Source organism: Sphingomonas pollutisoli (assembly GCF_029167165.1).
In the GTDB taxonomy this organism is placed as follows: domain Bacteria; phylum Pseudomonadota; class Alphaproteobacteria; order Sphingomonadales; family Sphingomonadaceae; genus Sphingomonas; species Sphingomonas pollutisoli.
Genome location: NZ_JARFNJ010000002.1, coordinates 491,540 through 508,067, shown reverse-complemented (window position 1 = coordinate 508,067; position 16,528 = coordinate 491,540). Strand labels below are relative to the sequence as shown.

Sequence of the window (16,528 nt, the reverse complement as noted above, 5' to 3'; positions counted from 1 at the left end):
CGGGTGCCGAACGTGGGGCCGAAGCCGGTTCCCGTGCGTTGTTGCACCGCAGCACTTCGAGGAAGCCACGATGCCATCCGTCACCGACAATGCCATGACCCTGTGGACCTGGCCGCTGGCTGCCGCCCAGTGGAACAAGGACGTGATCGACATGATGTTCGGCGCGCAGCGCGTCGTCGCGGCGCGCCTGCCGACGATCGCGGCGGCGATGCAGAACCCGCTGGCCGCCGACCATGTCGAGCTCAGCCGTATGGTCACCGAGAAGGTCGGTGCTTTCACCACCTCGGGCAAATCGATCGGGGTCGCGGGCGACGCGGTACAGCGCGCGGGCAGCGCCAACGCTAAAGCCATCGAGCGGATGGCGCAGGGCAAGCTGTTGTGGCCAAGCGATTGGATGCGACTGGCGGAAAGCAATCTCGCGGCAGCGGCTGCGGTCGCATCGTTGCCGACCGCGGCGCTGGCGCCGCTCCAGGCCGGAGTGAAGGCGAACGACACTCGGTTGCGGCGGTAGGACGCGGCGCAGCCCAGACGGCGGATGAGATAATGCAGGGGCCGGGGTGGCGATGCACCCCGGCCCATTCGATCACCCGCCGAGCGACACGGTTTCGAACGTGCGCGCTTCGGGCGTGGGCAGCTTCTTCTTGTACTGCGCGGTCAGCTCTTCCTTACGCGCGGCCATCTCCTCGCCGAGCGCGGCGAGATCGAGATCGGTGCGCCGCGCCTGCGCGAACAGGCCCTTGAGGAACGCCTCCTCCTCATGGACGTGGTGCTTGATCTGCTCCGCCAGCACCGTGACCTTCGCGTCGTAGAAATCGTCGCTCGGCTTGCCGTTCTCGATCTCGGCGATCAGCACCTTGGCGCCGTCATGTTCGACATAGCTTTCGTCAAGCAGGTCGCCCTCCACCTTGCCTTTGCACGCCGGGTAGAAGATTTCTTCCTCGATCTGAGTATGGACGGTGAGTTCGAGGCAGATCCGTTCGGCGAGCTTGCGCTTGGCGGCGGCGCCCTTCGCGCTTTCGTATTCCGAGAACAGATCCTCGACCGTGCGATGATCGGCCTTGAGCAAGGCGATCGCGTCCTGTGCCATGTCGTCGTCTCCTGTTGATTGCGCGCCCTTAACGTCTTGTCGGCGCGCGGCGTTCCTCGCCGGCTTGATCGGCACCGAAGGACCATCCGGGCGCCTCGCGGGTTACAGTCGGGTCCAGTCCTTCCCGGAGCATTCCCTTATGGCTCAGACCGTTGCGCAGGTTATCATCGAAACGCTCGAACAGGCAGGCGTGCGGCGCTGCTACGGCGTGCCGGGCGACACGCTCAACCACGTCACCGACGCGATCCGCACCTCGGGCATCCGCTGGGTGCACGTCCGGCACGAGGAAGCGGGCGGCTTCGCGGCGGGCGCGGACGCGCTGCTGACCGGCGAATTGGCGGCGTGCGCGGGGTCGTGCGGTCCGGGCAGCCTGCACTTCATCAACGGGCTGTTCGAGAGCCACCGCAACCGTGCGCCGGTGGTGCTGATCGCCAGCCAGATCGTCCGCGACGAACTCGGCTTCGAATTTCCGCAGGAGGTCGATTTCAAGCAGGTCTATTTGGCGTGCAGCGTGTTCTGCGACGAAATCCGTACACCCGCCCAAGCGCGCCGCATGACGGCGATGGCCGCACAGGCCGCGCTCGCCAAGAAGGGCGTCGCGGTGCTGATCGTGCCCGCCGACGTTTCCTCGTCAGCCGCGCCCGACGAGCCGGGGTTCGCGGTGCATCGCGCCGAGCCGCGCACCTTGCCCTCCGAAGACGAACTCGCCCGCATCGCCGGGCTGCTCAACGCCGGCGAGAAGATCGCGATCTACGGCGGTTCGGGCTGCCATGATGCGCATGACGAGGTGGTCCGGCTCGCCGAGCGGCTCAAGGCACCGGTCGCGCACACCTCGCGGGCGAAGGACTTCCTCGAACACGACAATCCCTTTGTCGTCGGCATGACCGGCGTGTTCGGATCGGAGAGCGGCTATCACGCGCTGATGAACTGCGACACGTTGCTGCTGCTCGGCTGCGATTTCGCGTGGCGGCAATTCTACCCGGAGAAGGCGACGATCATTCAGATCGACATCGACGGATCGCATCTCGGCCGTCGCCATCCGGTCGATCTCGGCGCGGTCGGCGGAATTCGCGAGACGCTGGGCGCGCTACTGCCGCTGATCAAGGCGCGCGAGGCGCGCGGCTTCCTCGACGAATGCCTAGAACACCGCGAGAAAGCGCTGGCGGGCGAGCGCAAGCATGCCGTGCCAGAGGCGGGCAAGGCGATCCACCCGCAATATCTCACCGAGACGATCGGCCGCCATGCCTCGCCCGACGCGGTGTTCACCGCCGACGGCGGCTCGCCGATGGTGTGGCTGTTGCGCCATGTCCCCGCGACCGGACGCAACCGCACCGTCATTTCGCTGACGCACGGCACGATGGCGAACGCGATGCCGCAGGCGCTCGGCGCCAAGGCGGCGTTCCCCGAGCGGCAGGTGATCTCGCTGTCGGGCGATGGCGGCATCGCGATGCTGATCGGCGATCTGATGACCGCGATCCAAGAGGATCTGCCCATCAAGGTGTGCATCTACAACAACAGCTCGCTCGGTTTCGTCGAGCTGGAGCAGAAGGTCGAAGGGCTGCTCGACACCTATACCGATCTCAAAAATCCCGATTTCGCGCGCGTCGCCGAGGCGATGGGCTTCTGGAGCCGGCGGGTCGAGGACAGCGCGAAGCTCGACGAGGCGGTGCGGCAGTGGCTCGCCGAGCCGGGGCCGGCGCTGCTCGATGTCGTCACCGACCGCTACGAACTGGTGATGCCGCCCAAGATCGAGGCCGACAAGGTGTTCGGCACCGCGCTCTATTCCGCCAAGGCGGTGTTCGCGGGTCGCGCGGGCGAGGCGTTCCAGCTTATGAAGGGCGCGATACGGTGAGGGGGATCGCGAATGGCCGGGAAGACACGGTGCGCCTGGTGCGGCGACGATGCGCTGATGGTACGATATCACGATGAGGAGTGGGGCGTGCCGCTCCGCGACTCGCGCGAACTCTGGGAGACGCTCGTCCTCGACGGGTTCCAGGCCGGGCTGTCGTGGCGGACGATCCTGCACAAGCGCGAGGCGTTCCGCGCCGCCTTCGCGGGTTTCGATCCCGCGATCGTCGCGCGCTTCGACGATGCCGATGTCGCACGGCTGATGGCGGACCCCGGCATCGTGCGCAGCGCCGCCAAGATCCGCGCGACGATCGCCGCCGCCCGCATCTATCTCGACATGGTGGCGCGCGGCGAGGATTTCGCCGCGTTCGTGTGGGACGTCGCCGGTGGCGCGCCGGTGGAGGGCGACGGCCATGTCCTCGCCAGCACGCCGGCGTCCGAAAGGATGTCGCGGGCGCTCAAGGCGCGCGGGTTAAAGTTCGTCGGCCCGGTGATCGTCCACGCCTGGATGCAGGCGGTCGGCATGGTCAACGATCATGCGCGCGCGTGCTTTCGTCATGCCGAGGTGCGCGCGCTCGCATGAGCTTCTTCGAAAGCCTCATCGCGCTGCTCGCCGCCGCAATCCTGCTGTTGCAGGTCGCGCGGCGGGTGCGGCTGCCCTATCCGGGGATGCTCGCGGCGGCCGGCGTGGCGGTTGCGATGGTGCCCGGCGCCCCGGTCATCCCGATCGACCCGAACACCGCGCTCGCGCTATTCATCGCCCCGGTGCTGATCGATTCGGCCTATGATTTTCCGATCGGCGCGGCCTGGCGGCTGCTGGTGCCGCTAATCGTCTTCGCGGTCGGCGCGGTGGTGCTGACCACCGCCGTCGTGGTGGCGATCGGCTCGGGCGCTTTCGGGCTGCCGGTCGTGGTCGCGGTGACGCTCGGCGCGATCGTCTCGCCGCCCGATGCGGCGGCGGTGACGGCGGTGCTGGTCAATCTGCCGGTCGCGCGGCGCGTCGACGCCTTGCTCAAGGGCGAGAGCCTGTTCAACGACGCGACCACGCTGCTGCTATTCGGCGCCGCGCTCGCGGTGCAGTCGCACGGAGGGATCGATGGCGGCACCGCGCTCAAGCTGACGCTCGCGGTGCCCGGCGGCATCCTGTTCGGGATCGCTTACGGGACACTGGTGTCGCGGATGACCCCGCTCGCTGGCAATACCGTCGGTGCGACGTTGCTCCAGTTCGTCCACGCCTTCGCGACCTGGCTGATCGCCGAGCGGCTGCATCTGTCGCCGGTGCTCGCCACCGTCGCCAGCGCGATGACGATCGCCTACCACGCGCGCGTCACCGATTCGCCCCGGATGCGGGTCCATTCCTATGCCGTGTGGACAACGGTGGTGTTCCTGCTCAACGTGCTCGCCTTCCTGCTGATGGGGTTGCAGGCGCGGCGGATCGTCGGCGGCATGTCGAGCGCCGATCTGCACCGCGCGGCCGGCCTCACCAGCGCGGTGGTGGTCGGGGTGATCGTCACCCGGCTGCTGCTCGCCTTCCTGTACCGCGAATTCGCGAAATTCCGCCACAACCGTGCCGGCGGCGCCGAGCCGGCATCGCGCGGGGAGGCGGTGCTGATCGGCTGGGCGGGGATGCGCGGGCTGGTGACGCTCGCCACCGCCTTCGCGCTGCCGGCGAGCTTCCCCGAACGCGACCTCGTCGTGCTGACCGCCTTCGCGGTCGTTTTGGCGACGCTGGTGCTGCAGGGCGCGACGCTCGCGCCGCTGATCCATCTCCTCAAGCTCGAACGCAGCGGCGATGCCGCGCGGGAGCGCGACGCGGCACGACGGGCGCTCGCCGAGGCGGCGCTCGCGCGGCTGGAGGACGAGCCCGGCGACGCCGCCGAGGCGATCCGCGCGGCCTATCGCGAACATCATGATCGGCTGAGCGGCCCCGGCCATGAAGCGCCGCTCGCGCACCGGCGCGGGCTCTCGCTCGCCGCGGTGCTGGCGCAACGCAAGCGGCTCGACGCCTTGCGCGACGCCGACGAGATCGGCCCGGACGAATATCTCCAATTGCAGGAAGATCTCGACTGGAAGCAACTCGCCGTCGTCTCGGACGAAGACCGGCGCATCGACGAGAGCTGACGCTCGCTGATGCCGGAAAGACCCACCAGGCGTCCTCCGTATCAAACCTAGGGATAGATGGTCCGCGTTCGCGGTAGATCGTAGTCGCGTCATGCGAGTGTCGTCGGCTGCCGGCTAGACCGGCGTGCCGACGATGCCGCAGTTCTTGCCGGACCGGGGAATCGAGCGCCATGACATGCTGCCGACATGACGGAATGTTACGGAATCTTGCATTTCATAACCGCTGGATGACGGACTTGTCACTGTTACGCCGCCATGCCGCGGCGTAATGCCGCGCCGGACCCATTTTCGCGCCTGCCCGAAACACACAGGAATTCGATGCACACACATGACGAGCCAAAGGCGCTGCCGCCTTCGACGCGCCTGCCCGCCCGCACGCAGCTTCGCTGGCTCGGGTTGGCCGTCGCCGCGCTCGTGGTGATCGCGGTGCTGGCGATGGTGATCGCGCAGTTCACCCGCAGCACGCCCCCTGCGCCGCCGGTGACGCCGCCCGGCACGCTGCGCCTCTCGCCCGATCAGTTCGCCGCGTTGCAGACGATGCGCGTGGCGATCGGCAACTCGGACGCGCGCACGCTCGCGACCGGCGCGATCACGGTCGATGCCGATCACAGCACGCCGGTGCTGATGCCATATTCGGGGCAGGTCGCGCAGGTGCTGGCCGACGCCGGCCAATATGTGAAGCAGGGCCAGGCGCTGCTGACGGTGCGGACCAACGATTTCGTGGATGCGCGGAACGGGCTGTTCTCGGCGCGCGCCGCCTATCAAAGCGCGCAGGCGCAGCTACAGACCGCGCAGCGCACCGCCGAGCGGCAACAGCAGATCTATTCGACCGCCGGCGGCGCGCTGAAGGATTATCAGCAGGCGCAGGCAGACCTCGCCGCCGCGCAGGCGGCCGCGCGCACCGCCGCCGCAGCACTCGGCGCCGCGCGCGACAAGCTCGCCATCCTCGGCAAGAGCCCAGGAGAGATCAACACGCTGGAAGGCGCGGGCGAGGTGTCGGGCATCCACGACATGACGACGCTGCACGCGCCGATCTCCGGCCTCGTGGCGACGCGCGACGTGTCGGTCGGGCAATATCTGTCGCAGGGCGGCGACAAGCCGGTGATGACGATCACCGATCCCTCGCGCGTCTGGCTGGTCGCGCAGATCGCCCAGAGCGACGCGAGCGCGGTCCATGTCGGCGATGCCGTGACGGTGACGACGCCGGCGCTGCCCGGCCGCGTGTTCCACGCGACGATCAACCTGGTCGGCGCGGCGCTCGACCCCGATACGCACCGCCTGCCGGTGCGTGCCGCGATCCCCAACCCGGACGGGGCGCTCAAACCGCAGATGTTCGCGAGCTTCGCGATTCACCAGAGCGGTGCCGGGCAGGTGATCCGCGTTCCCGCCGCCGCCGTCATCCACGAAGGCGATTCGGCGCGCGTCTGGGTCGTGCGCCCCGACGGGCTGCTCGCCGCGCGTTCGGTGACGGCGGGCGAGGAACAGGACGGTCAGGTCGAGATCACCGCCGGCCTCAAGCCCGGTGAGCGGATCGTCACCGCGGGCGCGTTGTTCGTCAACGAGGCGGGTCTGGGCGAATGAACCGTCTCGTCGCGATCGCGCTACGCCAGCGGATGCTGATCGTCGGCATCTTCTGCGCGATGCTGCTCGCCGGGGTGATCGGCTTCCTCAACCTCAATATCGAGGCGTATCCCGATCCCGTGCCGCCGATGGTCGAGGTCATCACCCAGACCAACGGCCTGTCCGCAGAGGAGATGGAGCGCAACGTCACCATCCCGATCGAGGTCGGCATGGCGGGCATCCCGCATCTCACCGCGATCCGCGCGATCTCGCTGTTTGGCCTGTCCGACATCAAGATCCAGTTCAGCTATGACCTGACCAACGAGGCGGCCAAGCAGCAGGTCATCAACCGGCTTTCGCAATTGCCGCCGCTCGCCGGCGGTGCGCAGCCGACGCTGTCGCCGACCAGCCCGGTCGGCGAAATCTACCGCTACAAGATCACCGCCCCCAAGGGCTATTCGGTGATGGACCTCAAGACCCTGCAGGACTGGGTGCTGCAACGCCGCTTCAAGCGCATCCCCGGCGTGATCGACGTGACCGGCTGGGGCGGCAAGCTGCGCACCTATGACGTGGTGATCGACAGCGCGCGGCTCGCCGCGCACAACGCGACCATCTCGCAGGTGCTGACCGCGCTCTCCAAGAGCGACAGCAACGTCGGCGGCCAAACGATCAACTTCGGCGCGCAGGCGGCGATCGTGCGCGGCGTCGGCCTGATCCAGTCGGCCTCGGCGATCGAGAACGTGCTGGTCGGTACGTCGGGCGGCCAGCCGATCCTCGTCAAGGATGTGGCGGACGTCCAGATCGGTAACGCGCCGCGGCTCGGCATCGCCGGCTACAACGACCAGGACGATATCGTGCAGGGCATCGTTCTGATGCAGCGCGGCGCGCAATCGATGCCGACGATCCAGGCGGTGCAGAAGGAAGTCGCCGACATCAACAGCTCGGGCGTGCTGCCGCCGGGCGTCCAGCTCGAACGCATCTACGACCGTTCCGACCTGATCCACCTGACGATCCATACCGTGCTGGAGAACATGCTGGTCGGCATCGTGCTGATCTTCGTTTTGCAGGTGCTGTTCCTCGGCAATTTGCGCAGCGCGATCATCGTCGCGGCGACCATCCCGTTCGCGCTCGCCTTCGCGATTCTGTTGCTGGTGTTGCAGGGGGAGAGCGCGAATCTGCTTTCGGTCGGCGCGCTCGATTTCGGGCTTGTGGTCGATGCCAGCGTCATAATGGTGGAAAACATCTTCCGCCACATGGTCGATCGAACCGCGCGCGTGGAAAGCGGGCATGGCCATTACACGACGGCGACGCGTTTCTCGGCGATCCTCGGCGCGAGTTCCGAGGTGAGCCGCGGCATCTTCTTCGCCGCCGCGATCATCATCGTCAGCTTCCTGCCGTTGTTCACCTTGTCCGGCGTCGAGGGCCATATCTTCGGGCCGATGGCGAAGACCTATGCCTATGCGATCACCGGCGGGCTGATCGCGACCTTCACCGTGGCGCCGGTGCTCTCGGCGATGCTGCTGCCCGACAAGCTTTCCGAAGTGGAGACGTGGATCGTCGCGCGGCTGCGGCGCGTGTACGAGCCCGCCGCCGCCTTCGCGCTCGGCAACCGCATTCTCGCGATCGGCGGGGCGGTGCTGCTGCTCGCCGTCGCGCTGATTGGCGCGCGCTCGCTCGGCATCGAGTTCCTCCCGCATCTGGAGGAGGGCAACATGTACATCCGCGCCAGCCTGCCGCCCTCGATCAGCCTCGAAGCGGGCGAGCCGGTGGTCAAGGGCGTGCGCCGGATCATCATGCAATATCCCGAGGTCAACGCGGTGCTCTCCGCGCATGGCCGCCCCGATGACGGCACCGATGCGACCGGCTTCTTCAACGCCGAATTCTTCGTGCCTCTGAAGCCGTTCGACACCTGGCCGCGCGGCGTGACCAAGGACACGTTGATCGCCGAATTGTCGAAAAGACTTTCCGACAAATATCCCGGCGTCGAATTCTCCTTCTCGCAGATCATCGAGGATAACGTCGAGGAAGCCGCCTCCGGCGTGAAGGGCGCCAATTCGATCAAGCTGTTCGGCCCCGATCTCGCGACGCTCGAGAAATATGCCGACCAGATCAAGGATCAGATGGCCAAGGTTCAGGGCATCGCCGATCTCGGCGTGTTCCAGTCGCTCGGCCAGCCGACCGTACAGGTCGATGTCGATCGCGGCGCGGCGGCGCGTTACGGGCTCACGCCCGACGACGTCAACCAGACCGTCGCCGCCGCGATCGGCGGGTCTTCGACTGCCGACCTGTATGAGAAGGGCACCGATCGGCACTTCCCGATCGTGGTGCGCCTCAAGCCCGAACAGCGCAACAGCGTGGAGGCGATCCGCCGCATCACGATCGGCGCGACCGCGCCGAGCGGCACCGGCATGATCCAGGTGCCGCTGTCCGAAATCGCCAACGTGCGGCTGACCTCGGGCGCGTCGTTCATCTACCGCGAGCATCAGGAACGCTACATCCCGATCAAATATTCGGTGCGCGGGCGCGATCTCGGCAGCGCGGTGGCGGAGGCGAAGGCGCGGATCGCACGCAACGTCCATTTGCCATCGGGCTATCACCTCGAATGGGCGGGCGAGCTCGACAATCTCAACAACGCCGTCGCCCGGCTCGAGATCGTCGTCCCGATCAGCCTGCTGCTGATCCTGCTGCTGCTCTACGCCAATTTCGGCTCGATCCGTGACAGTCTGCTCGCCTTCTCGGCGATCCCGATGGCGGTGATCGGCGGCATCCTCGCGCTGGCGCTGTCGGGCACGCCGTTCAGCATCTCGGCGGCGATCGGCTTCGTCGCGTTGTTCGGTATCGCGGTAATGGACGGGATTCTCGTGGTGACGACGTATAACAACGCGATCGACGAGGGCATCGATCGCGAGGCGTCGCTCGCGACGACGGTGGCGCATAGCCTGCGCCCCGTGGTGATGACGTGCCTGGTCGCCGCGATCGGCCTGCTGCCGGCGGCGATGTCGAGCGGGATCGGCAGCCAGGTGCAGAAGCCGCTCGCGCTCGTCGTGGTCGGCGGGATGACGTTGGCGCCGGTGCTGATCCTGCTGGTGCTGCCCGCGCTGATCGCGCGCTTCTCGCGCCGGGTGTCGCCCCACGATCGCGGCGCGCATGGCCGCGATGTCGGGCACCACACACCACCTGCGGGCGATGGGGAGGTGCCGGCATGACGCGCGCGATCCTCATCGCCGCGCTGCTCGCGACCAGCGGCTGCGCGCTCGGCCCCAAGACCCTCGATCCGCACGCGGCGCTGCCGCCCGCGCCCAAGCCCGAGACGATCAGCCCGGCGAGCGGTCCGGCGCAGGCGCTCACCGCCGACGCGCCCGCCGGCGACTGGTGGCGCGAGTTCGGCAGCGGTCAGCTCGACACGCTGGTGGCGACCGCGCTCGCGCACAATAACGACATCCAGGTCGCCGAAGCGTCGCTGCGCCAGGCGCAGGAGACGGGCAGGGCGGCGGCTGGCGCGGCCTTGCCGCAAGCCGACCTCAGCTATCAGGCGCAGCGCACGCGTATCTCGCGCGACCTTTCGCCCGCGGTCGCGGATGCCAACCAATATCTCTACAGCCTCCACACCGCGCAGGTGACGGTCAGCTACGGCCTCGATCTGTTTGGCGCGACGCGCTCGCGGATTCGCTCGGCGCGTGCGGCGGCCGAGGTGCAGGCGCACAGGCGCGATGCCGCGCGCGCGACCGTGGTCGCGAATCTGGTCGCCGCCGTGATCCAGCGCGCGGCGCTCGCCGAGCAGATCGCGGCGACACAGACCAGCATCGCGGTCAACCGTGATATTCTCGGCGCGTTGCGGCGGCGTCAGCAGCTTGGCGATGTCGGCGCCGCCGACGTGGCGACGCAGCAGACCGCGCTTGCGGCAGCCGAGGTCGCCTTGCCGCCGCTGGTGCGCGCGGAACAGCACCAGCGGGTCGTGATCGGCAGCCTGATCGGCGTGCCGGCCGGAGCGGCCTTGCCCGATCTGCCGACGCTCGACTCGCTCGCGCTGCCGACCCGCTTGCCGCTCGCCCTGCCGTCCGATCTCGTCACGCGACGGCCCGACATCGGCGCGGCGCGCGCGCAGCTCGAAGGGGCGGGGGCGGATGTCGGCACCGCGATCGCGGCGCGCTTGCCGAGCATTCAGCTCAGCGCCAGCGCCGGCGGCACCGCGCAGGCATTCGGCGATATGTTCAAGGACGGCAATCCGTTCTGGGCGATCCTCGGCGGTGTGACCCAGCCGCTGTTCCACGCCGGCGCGCTGCGCCACCAGCAGCGCGCCGCCGAGGCTGCGCTCGATGGCGCCAAGGCGCAATATCGCGCGACGGTGCTTCAGGCGTTCGGCGAAGTCTCCGACGCGCTGAGCGGCCTGCGCACCGATGCCGAAGCGCTCGACGCGGCGACCCGCGCCAGCGATGCCTCGGGACGCGCGCTGGGTTTCGCGCGGCGCCAACTCCAGCTCGGCAGCATCGGCACGCTCGCGCTGCTCAACGCGACCGCGGCGGACGCGCAGGCGCGTGCGCAACTCGTCCAGGCGCGTGCCGCGCGGCTGAGTGACACGGTCGCCCTGTTCCAGGCGGTCGGCAGCCGAATCGGCGCGAAATAGCCGCATACCCGCACGCGCGAGGATCGGTGGCACGGCAGCGGGAACGCGCTTGCCGGGTCGCGGTACCTGCCACCCGGCATGTTCGCGACAAAAAAAAGGGCCGCCCCGGAGGGCGGCCTTTGAAAGTTTTAGGAGAGGATGCCTGAAAGGCACGCCCTCTTTGCGGCGGAAATGAAAATGCTGCAAGTGCGAACAGGGCAGCTCTGATTGCGCGGAACGCATCCGATCCCCGGAAAATTAAGTGCGCGTAAACGAAATCTCGATACCCAATTTGGGGTTAGCGCCGGGCATAGCTCGACCGGCCAGCACAATGGCGCGTCACGCCGGGGAGAGAGCGGCCATGTTCGACCATCGCAACGACAAAGCCTTGACCGTCATCTCGATGTCCGATGACGTGCCGCCGGCGCCCGAGCGCCGTGCCGACGCCCGCAACCTGTCGATCCTGAAGGCGGCTATCCTGCGCACCGCGCTCGGCGAGGAACTGTGCCTCGTCCGCAACATCTCGCGCGGCGGGCTGATGGCGCATATCTTCTCCGATCTGGAGGTCGGCGACGCGGTGAAGATCGAGTTCCGCTCGTCGAAGATCGTGCGGGGCCGGGTGGTCTGGCGCCGCCCGGAGTTGATGGGGGTCCGGTTCAGCCAGTTCATCGACATCGCCGAAGTCCTCACCGAATCCACGCCGACCTCGGGCTATGTCGCGCGCGCGCCGCGCGTCGCGGTCAGCGTGCCGGCGCGGCTCCGCTCGGGCGCACGCTATCAGCCCGTTGCGCTCGCCAACATCTCGCAAGGGGGCGCGCGAGTCTATCTGAGCGACCCGGGCCGGGTCGGCGACGACGTGGTGCTTTCGGTCTCTGGCCTGCCGGTGCTCACCGGTTCGGTGCGGTGGCGTGCCGATGCGTGCGCGGGCATCGCATTCAACGAACTGCTCGCGTTCGAGGATGTCGGCCGCTGGATTTCAAGCCACAATGTCGGAGTTGCCACCGGACTGGCGGAGTAGCCGCCAGCGGTTCGAGACGATCTCAGGCGGCGGCGGTTCGCGGTGCGGCGCGTCCGCCCGCCACGAACAGTCCCGAGGCGATCAGACCGAACAGGCCCGCGATGACGAAAGCGGGCAGGTACGTGCCGGTCGCCTCCCGGATCGCGCCCGCACCGAACGCGGCGGTCGCGGCGCCGAGTTGATGGCCGACCATGATCCAACCGAACATCACCGGCGCATCGCGTTCGCCGAACGCCTGGTTGGAGAGCTTGACGGTGGGCGGCACGGTCGCGATCCAGTCGAGCCCGTAGAACACCGCGAACACGGTGAGGCTGAGCGCCGAAAAGTCGATGAACGGCAGCGCGATCAGCGATGCCCCGCGCAGGCCGTAATAAACCATCAGCAGTTTTCGGGGATCGTAGCGGTCGGTCAGCCAGCCCGACGCGGTCGTGCCGATCAGGTCGAACACGCCCATCATCGACAGCAGCCCCGCCGCCGCCACCGGGGCGATGCCGTGATCGCCGCAGAACGCGATCATATGCGTGCCGATCAGCCCGTTGGTGGTCAGCCCGCAGACGAAGAAGGTGCTGAACAACAGCCAGAACACCGGGTTGCGGCTTGCCCGGAACAAAGCCTCGAACGCAAGCAGCGGCGTCGCCGCCTGTTTCATCGCGGGCGGGGCGGTCGGCTCCGCCTCGCCGAACCGGCCGGTGCCGACGTCGCCGGGATGTTCCGGGATCAGCAGCCATACCAACGGGATCAGGGCGAGCGCGGCGATACTCACCGCTGTGGCGACCGGCTTCCAGTCGCCCGCGCTCGAGAGCCACGCGAGCACCGGCAGGAACACCAGCGCGCCCGTCGCGGTGCTCGCGCTCAGCATCCCCATGACGAGGCCCTGCCGCGTCGCGAACCAGCGGTTGACCACCGCCGCGCCGAGCACCGAGGCGACGGCACCGCTGCCGATTCCCGAAACCACGCCCCAGCTCAGCACATAGTGCCACGGCTCGGTCATCTTCAGGCTGGCGATCGTCGCCGCGGCCATCAGCCCGAGGCCGCCGAGCATCGTGCGGCGGATGCCGATGCTCTGCATCAGCGCCGCCGCGAACGGCCCGACCAGCCCGTAGATGAAGATGCCGATCGCGGCCGAGGCGGAGATCGTCGCGCGGTCCCAGCCGAAGTGCATCTCCAGCGGCACCATCATCACGCCCGGCGCCGAGCGCAAGCCCGCCGAGACCAGCAAGGCGAGGAACGTCACCGCGACGACGACATAAGCGTAGAATCGCGGCGGCACGCGCGGGATCATGCGTCGGCTTCTTGCGCGAGCGTGGACAAACGGCCGAGCGTGGCTTCGAGCGCGGCCCATTGCTCCGCCCCGAACGCGCCGATCAAGCGCGTCTGCATCGCCTGCCATGGCACGCCGGCGCGCTCCAGCGCCGCATGTCCCGCGTCGGTGACGGTCACGGTCTTGGTCCGCGCGCCGGCGTCGGCGATCGCGAGCCAGCCGAGCTTTTCGAGAGGCGCGAGCGCCCGATACAATGACGTCCGCTCCATCACCAATATCTCGGCGAGCCGGCTGAGCGCGACCGTGCCACGCCGCGCCACGTTGCGCAGGATCGCGAATTGCGTGATCGTCATGCCGGTGGGCGCAAGCGCCTCGTCATAGAGGCGCGTAACGGCGCGCGTCGCCTTGCGAAGCGTCGTGCAGGCGCAGGCGGGGTCGGGTGCGGTGGACATGGCAATGATGTATATGCATCATTGCGCGGGCGTCAACCGAGCGGCTGGCGCGCCAGCCAGCCGCTCTGGTTCGGCGCGAACGTCGGGTGACTCGTCAGAAGTTGACGCTGATCGTGCCGAACACCTGCCGCGGCGCGACCGGGAACTGGTTGAACGTGCCCGATGCCGCACCGATGCTGAGCGTCGACGCGCCCTTCTGATCGGTGATGTTGGTGACGTTGACGCTGAGGTTGAGCGTCTTCACGAACATCGCGTCGTTCAGAGGGACGGCGACACCGATCCGTCCGGCGAGGGTGAAGTAGCCGGGCACCGACAGATCGTTGGTGTAGGTCGCGAACCGGCGGCCGAGATAATCGCCGGTGAACTGCACGTCGAAGATGCCGTAATTGGCCGATACGACGGTCTTGTTGAGCCACTTCGGCGAGCCGGGCACCTGCTTGCCGGCGGTTGGCACCACCACCGCCGGAACGCCGGTCGAATAGTTCTGCTGGTACTGCGAGTCGTTGTACGACACCGCGTTGTAGATCGAGAAATGCGGCCCGAAATGCAGCGTCGCCGCGAAATCGACGCCGTTGGTCTTCACGTCGCCGACGTTCTGGATGATCGCCGCGCCGCTGATGATCGAGGTGATGACGGTCGTCGGGCTGAGCGCGAGCAGGCGGTTGCTGAAATCAACGTGATAATAGCTGATCTGCCCTTCGAAGCCGGTGATCGGGCCGAGTGAAACCGCGTGCTGTGCGCGCGCGCCGACTTCATAGGTCCAGCTCGTCTCCGGCTTCACGTTGGCCTCGAAATCCTCGAACACCGGCTGGCTGCCGAGCGCGAACGGTGACAGGCCAGTGGCGGCGCTGGTCGGGAACTGGCGGATGTTCTGCTGCGCGTTGACGAAGAACTGGTCGTGTTCGGTCACCGCCCAGGTCGCGCCGATCTCGGGCAGGAACGCCTTGTCGGTGTTGATGCGCCCCACTGGCAGCGCGGTCGAGTTCGAGAAAGATCCGGGGATCGGCTGGACCGGAACGTCCTGGCGCGCCTTCTGGAAGGTGCTCTTGAAGCCGGCGAGCACAGTCACGTTCGGCAGGACGTGCCAGGTATCCTGAATGTGCGTCTGGATCTCGTCGACCGTGATCCGGCTGCCATATTGCGTGATGAGCGGCGCGGCCTGATCGAACGGGCGGGTGTAGGGCGACGAGGGATTGTTGACGTCGAGCGCATACCAGCGCCGGAACGCCGACGAGCTTTGCCGTTCGTACCAGCCGCCGACTTCGATCTCATGGTTGCCGAGGTGCGCGCTCAGCGTCGAGAGGATACCGCCGCGATCGATCTGATATTCGGTGGTGCGGGTCGCGAGGCCCGAGCCGCCGAAGATCGTCGAAAGCCGCGCGAGGTTCGCCGCCGAGGTCGGGCTGCTGCCGGGGACGCCCGGATAATAGAAGGAGAACAGCCCCGGCAGGCCGGCGACGTCGATCGGCCCGGCGACGACGCCGACGCCGTCGTTGTGATGCGCATAGGCCTGGTTGGTCCAGGTGACGCGGTCGCTGATCCGCCAGTCATATTTCGCGTACGCCAGATAATCGGTGCGCTGCGCGTCCGAATAATAGTTTCGGTAATTCGAACCCGCCGCCTTGTATGCGCCGGAGTTGAGATAGGTCTGCATGCCGGCGAAATCGGGATAGAAGAACGGGCGCGTATAGGGCGCGGTCGCGCGGTTTGCCGGGGTGATGACGGTCGCGTCCTCGTTCGGTTCGGTCTTGTCCGAATAGGCGGCGTAGATGGTGAACTTGCCGGTGGCGTCGTCATGAACGAACTTGCCATTGGCCTGATAGCCGCCCTGATGGCCGTTGAAGTCCCACGCGCGCGCATCCTGCCGCACGCCCGAGAGATAGAAGGCGCTGCCGGTGCCGAGATCGCCGCTGTCGATGCGGACGAAGGTGCGGTAGGTGTTGTAGCTGCCGAAGGTCTGCGCGATCGTGCCGCCCATCTCGTGCTTGGGATCGCTCGAGAAGGTGTCGATCGTGCCGCCGAGGTTGCTGGTCGATGCGGTGCCCAGGTCGCCCGCGCCGCTCGCCAGCGTGACACGCCCGACATTCTCCGAGATCACCGCGCGCTGCGGCGCGAGACCGTTGTAATTGCCGTAGGTCTGGTCGCCGAGCGGAATGCCGTCGAGCGTGTAGCCGAGCTGCTGCTGGTTGAAGCCGTGGATGAAGAGCGAGATGTTCTGTTCGTTATTCCCCCACGGGTCGGCGGTGAGGAAGGTGACGCCGGGCAGCGTCTGAATCGCCTTCAGCGGGTTGATGCCGGGCAGTTGCTTCTGGATCTGGATGCCGTCCATCTCGACGACCGAGCGCGTGCGGCGGCCGGTGACGACGATCTGCTGGTCGTCGTCCCCCGCAGGTGCGGCGTCATCGGCCGGGGCCGCCGCCGGGGCGGGGGCGGCATCGGCGGCATGTGCGGCGACCGGCGTGCTGGCGATCCCCGTGGCCAGCGCGATCATCGAAATCAGACCGGTCTTCATCGTCTCTTCCCTCTTTGCGGCACTGCAACAAAGCGGGCGGGTAGAGGCGCTGGAAGACGATATGGC

12 protein-coding genes are annotated in these 16,528 nt (G+C 67.6%); 8 read left to right on the top strand and 4 right to left on the bottom strand.

Translation table 11 applies throughout. The annotated features are described in order from the left end of the window. Window positions 1–70 precede the first annotated feature (70 nt). Window positions 71–511 (top strand): hypothetical protein, encoded by a 441-nt coding sequence (locus PX554_RS05765; RefSeq protein ID WP_093221400.1) that lies wholly within the window; start codon window positions 71–73, stop codon window positions 509–511. Between the two features lie 72 nt (window positions 512–583). On the opposite strand, the gene PX554_RS05760 is transcribed toward PX554_RS05765, so the two are convergent. Further along, window positions 584–1,087 (bottom strand): hemerythrin domain-containing protein, encoded by a 504-nt coding sequence (locus PX554_RS05760; RefSeq protein WP_093221397.1) that lies wholly within the window; start codon window positions 1,085–1,087, stop codon window positions 584–586. A 139-nt stretch (window positions 1,088–1,226) separates the two neighbouring features. Between PX554_RS05760 and PX554_RS05755 the strand changes: the two genes are divergently transcribed. From PX554_RS05755 to PX554_RS05725, 7 genes are all read left to right on the top strand, one after another. Further along, window positions 1,227–2,939 (top strand): thiamine pyrophosphate-dependent enzyme, encoded by a 1,713-nt coding sequence (locus PX554_RS05755; protein ID WP_093221395.1) that lies wholly within the window; start codon window positions 1,227–1,229, stop codon window positions 2,937–2,939. Between the two features lie 12 nt (window positions 2,940–2,951). Beyond that, window positions 2,952–3,518: a DNA-3-methyladenine glycosylase I gene (locus PX554_RS05750; protein WP_093221391.1), complete on the top strand. Its 567-nt coding sequence runs from the start codon at window positions 2,952–2,954 to the stop codon at window positions 3,516–3,518. Beyond that, window positions 3,515–5,056: a cation:proton antiporter gene (locus tag PX554_RS05745; protein WP_093221388.1), complete on the top strand. Its 1,542-nt coding sequence runs from the start codon at window positions 3,515–3,517 to the stop codon at window positions 5,054–5,056. Before PX554_RS05750 ends, PX554_RS05745 begins: the two co-directional genes overlap by 4 nt. 318 nt (window positions 5,057–5,374) lie before the next feature. Further along, window positions 5,375–6,637, top strand: a complete 1,263-nt coding sequence (locus tag PX554_RS05740) for an efflux RND transporter periplasmic adaptor subunit (RefSeq protein ID WP_093221386.1) — start codon at window positions 5,375–5,377, stop codon at window positions 6,635–6,637. Continuing rightward, on the top strand, window positions 6,634–9,822 hold the full coding sequence (locus PX554_RS05735; protein ID WP_093221383.1) for an efflux RND transporter permease subunit: 3,189 nt from the start codon (window positions 6,634–6,636) through the stop codon (window positions 9,820–9,822). Before PX554_RS05740 ends, PX554_RS05735 begins: the two co-directional genes overlap by 4 nt. Beyond that, window positions 9,819–11,240 carry an efflux transporter outer membrane subunit gene (locus PX554_RS05730; RefSeq protein ID WP_093221380.1) on the top strand — a complete coding sequence of 474 codons (1,422 nt, stop codon included), beginning with the start codon at window positions 9,819–9,821 and terminating at the stop codon, window positions 11,238–11,240. The genes PX554_RS05735 and PX554_RS05730 overlap by 4 nt, the downstream gene beginning before the upstream one ends. 340 nt (window positions 11,241–11,580) lie before the next feature. Continuing rightward, window positions 11,581–12,237 carry a PilZ domain-containing protein gene (locus PX554_RS05725; protein ID WP_176787035.1) on the top strand — a complete coding sequence of 219 codons (657 nt, stop codon included), beginning with the start codon at window positions 11,581–11,583 and terminating at the stop codon, window positions 12,235–12,237. 22 nt (window positions 12,238–12,259) lie between these two features. On the opposite strand, the gene PX554_RS05720 is transcribed toward PX554_RS05725, so the two are convergent. The 3 genes from PX554_RS05720 to PX554_RS05710 form a co-directional block, all read right to left on the bottom strand. After that, a complete protein-coding gene (locus tag PX554_RS05720) occupies window positions 12,260–13,519 on the bottom strand; it encodes an MFS transporter (protein WP_275499694.1) in 1,260 nt (419 codons plus the stop codon). Then, entirely contained in the window at window positions 13,516–13,950 is a 435-nt protein-coding gene (locus PX554_RS05715; protein WP_275499692.1) for a MarR family winged helix-turn-helix transcriptional regulator, read from the bottom strand. Before PX554_RS05715 ends, PX554_RS05720 begins: the two co-directional genes overlap by 4 nt. A gap of 94 nt (window positions 13,951–14,044) precedes the next feature. After that, window positions 14,045–16,462: a TonB-dependent receptor gene (locus tag PX554_RS05710; RefSeq protein ID WP_275499691.1), complete on the bottom strand. Its 2,418-nt coding sequence runs from the start codon at window positions 16,460–16,462 to the stop codon at window positions 14,045–14,047. Between the last annotated feature and the right edge of the window lie 66 nt (window positions 16,463–16,528).

Bases quoted from the DNA above. Each gene is read 5' to 3' on its own strand.
- PX554_RS05710 (WP_275499691.1), bottom strand. From the start codon at position 16,462: ATGAAGACCGGTCTGATTTCGATGATCGCGCTGGCCACGGGGATCGCC.
- PX554_RS05740 (WP_093221386.1), top strand. From the start codon at position 5,375: ATGCACACACATGACGAGCCAAAGGCGCTGCCGCCTTCGACGCGCCTG.
- PX554_RS05730 (WP_093221380.1), top strand. From the start codon at position 9,819: ATGACGCGCGCGATCCTCATCGCCGCGCTGCTCGCGACCAGCGGCTGC.
- PX554_RS05760 (WP_093221397.1), bottom strand. From the start codon at position 1,087: ATGGCACAGGACGCGATCGCCTTGCTCAAGGCCGATCATCGCACGGTC.
- PX554_RS05755 (WP_093221395.1), top strand. From the start codon at position 1,227: ATGGCTCAGACCGTTGCGCAGGTTATCATCGAAACGCTCGAACAGGCA.
- PX554_RS05720 (WP_275499694.1), bottom strand. From the start codon at position 13,519: ATGATCCCGCGCGTGCCGCCGCGATTCTACGCTTATGTCGTCGTCGCG.
- PX554_RS05715 (WP_275499692.1), bottom strand. From the start codon at position 13,950: ATGTCCACCGCACCCGACCCCGCCTGCGCCTGCACGACGCTTCGCAAG.
- PX554_RS05735 (WP_093221383.1), top strand. From the start codon at position 6,634: ATGAACCGTCTCGTCGCGATCGCGCTACGCCAGCGGATGCTGATCGTC.
- PX554_RS05765 (WP_093221400.1), top strand. From the start codon at position 71: ATGCCATCCGTCACCGACAATGCCATGACCCTGTGGACCTGGCCGCTG.
- PX554_RS05725 (WP_176787035.1), top strand. From the start codon at position 11,581: ATGTTCGACCATCGCAACGACAAAGCCTTGACCGTCATCTCGATGTCC.
- PX554_RS05745 (WP_093221388.1), top strand. From the start codon at position 3,515: ATGAGCTTCTTCGAAAGCCTCATCGCGCTGCTCGCCGCCGCAATCCTG.
- PX554_RS05750 (WP_093221391.1), top strand. From the start codon at position 2,952: ATGGCCGGGAAGACACGGTGCGCCTGGTGCGGCGACGATGCGCTGATG.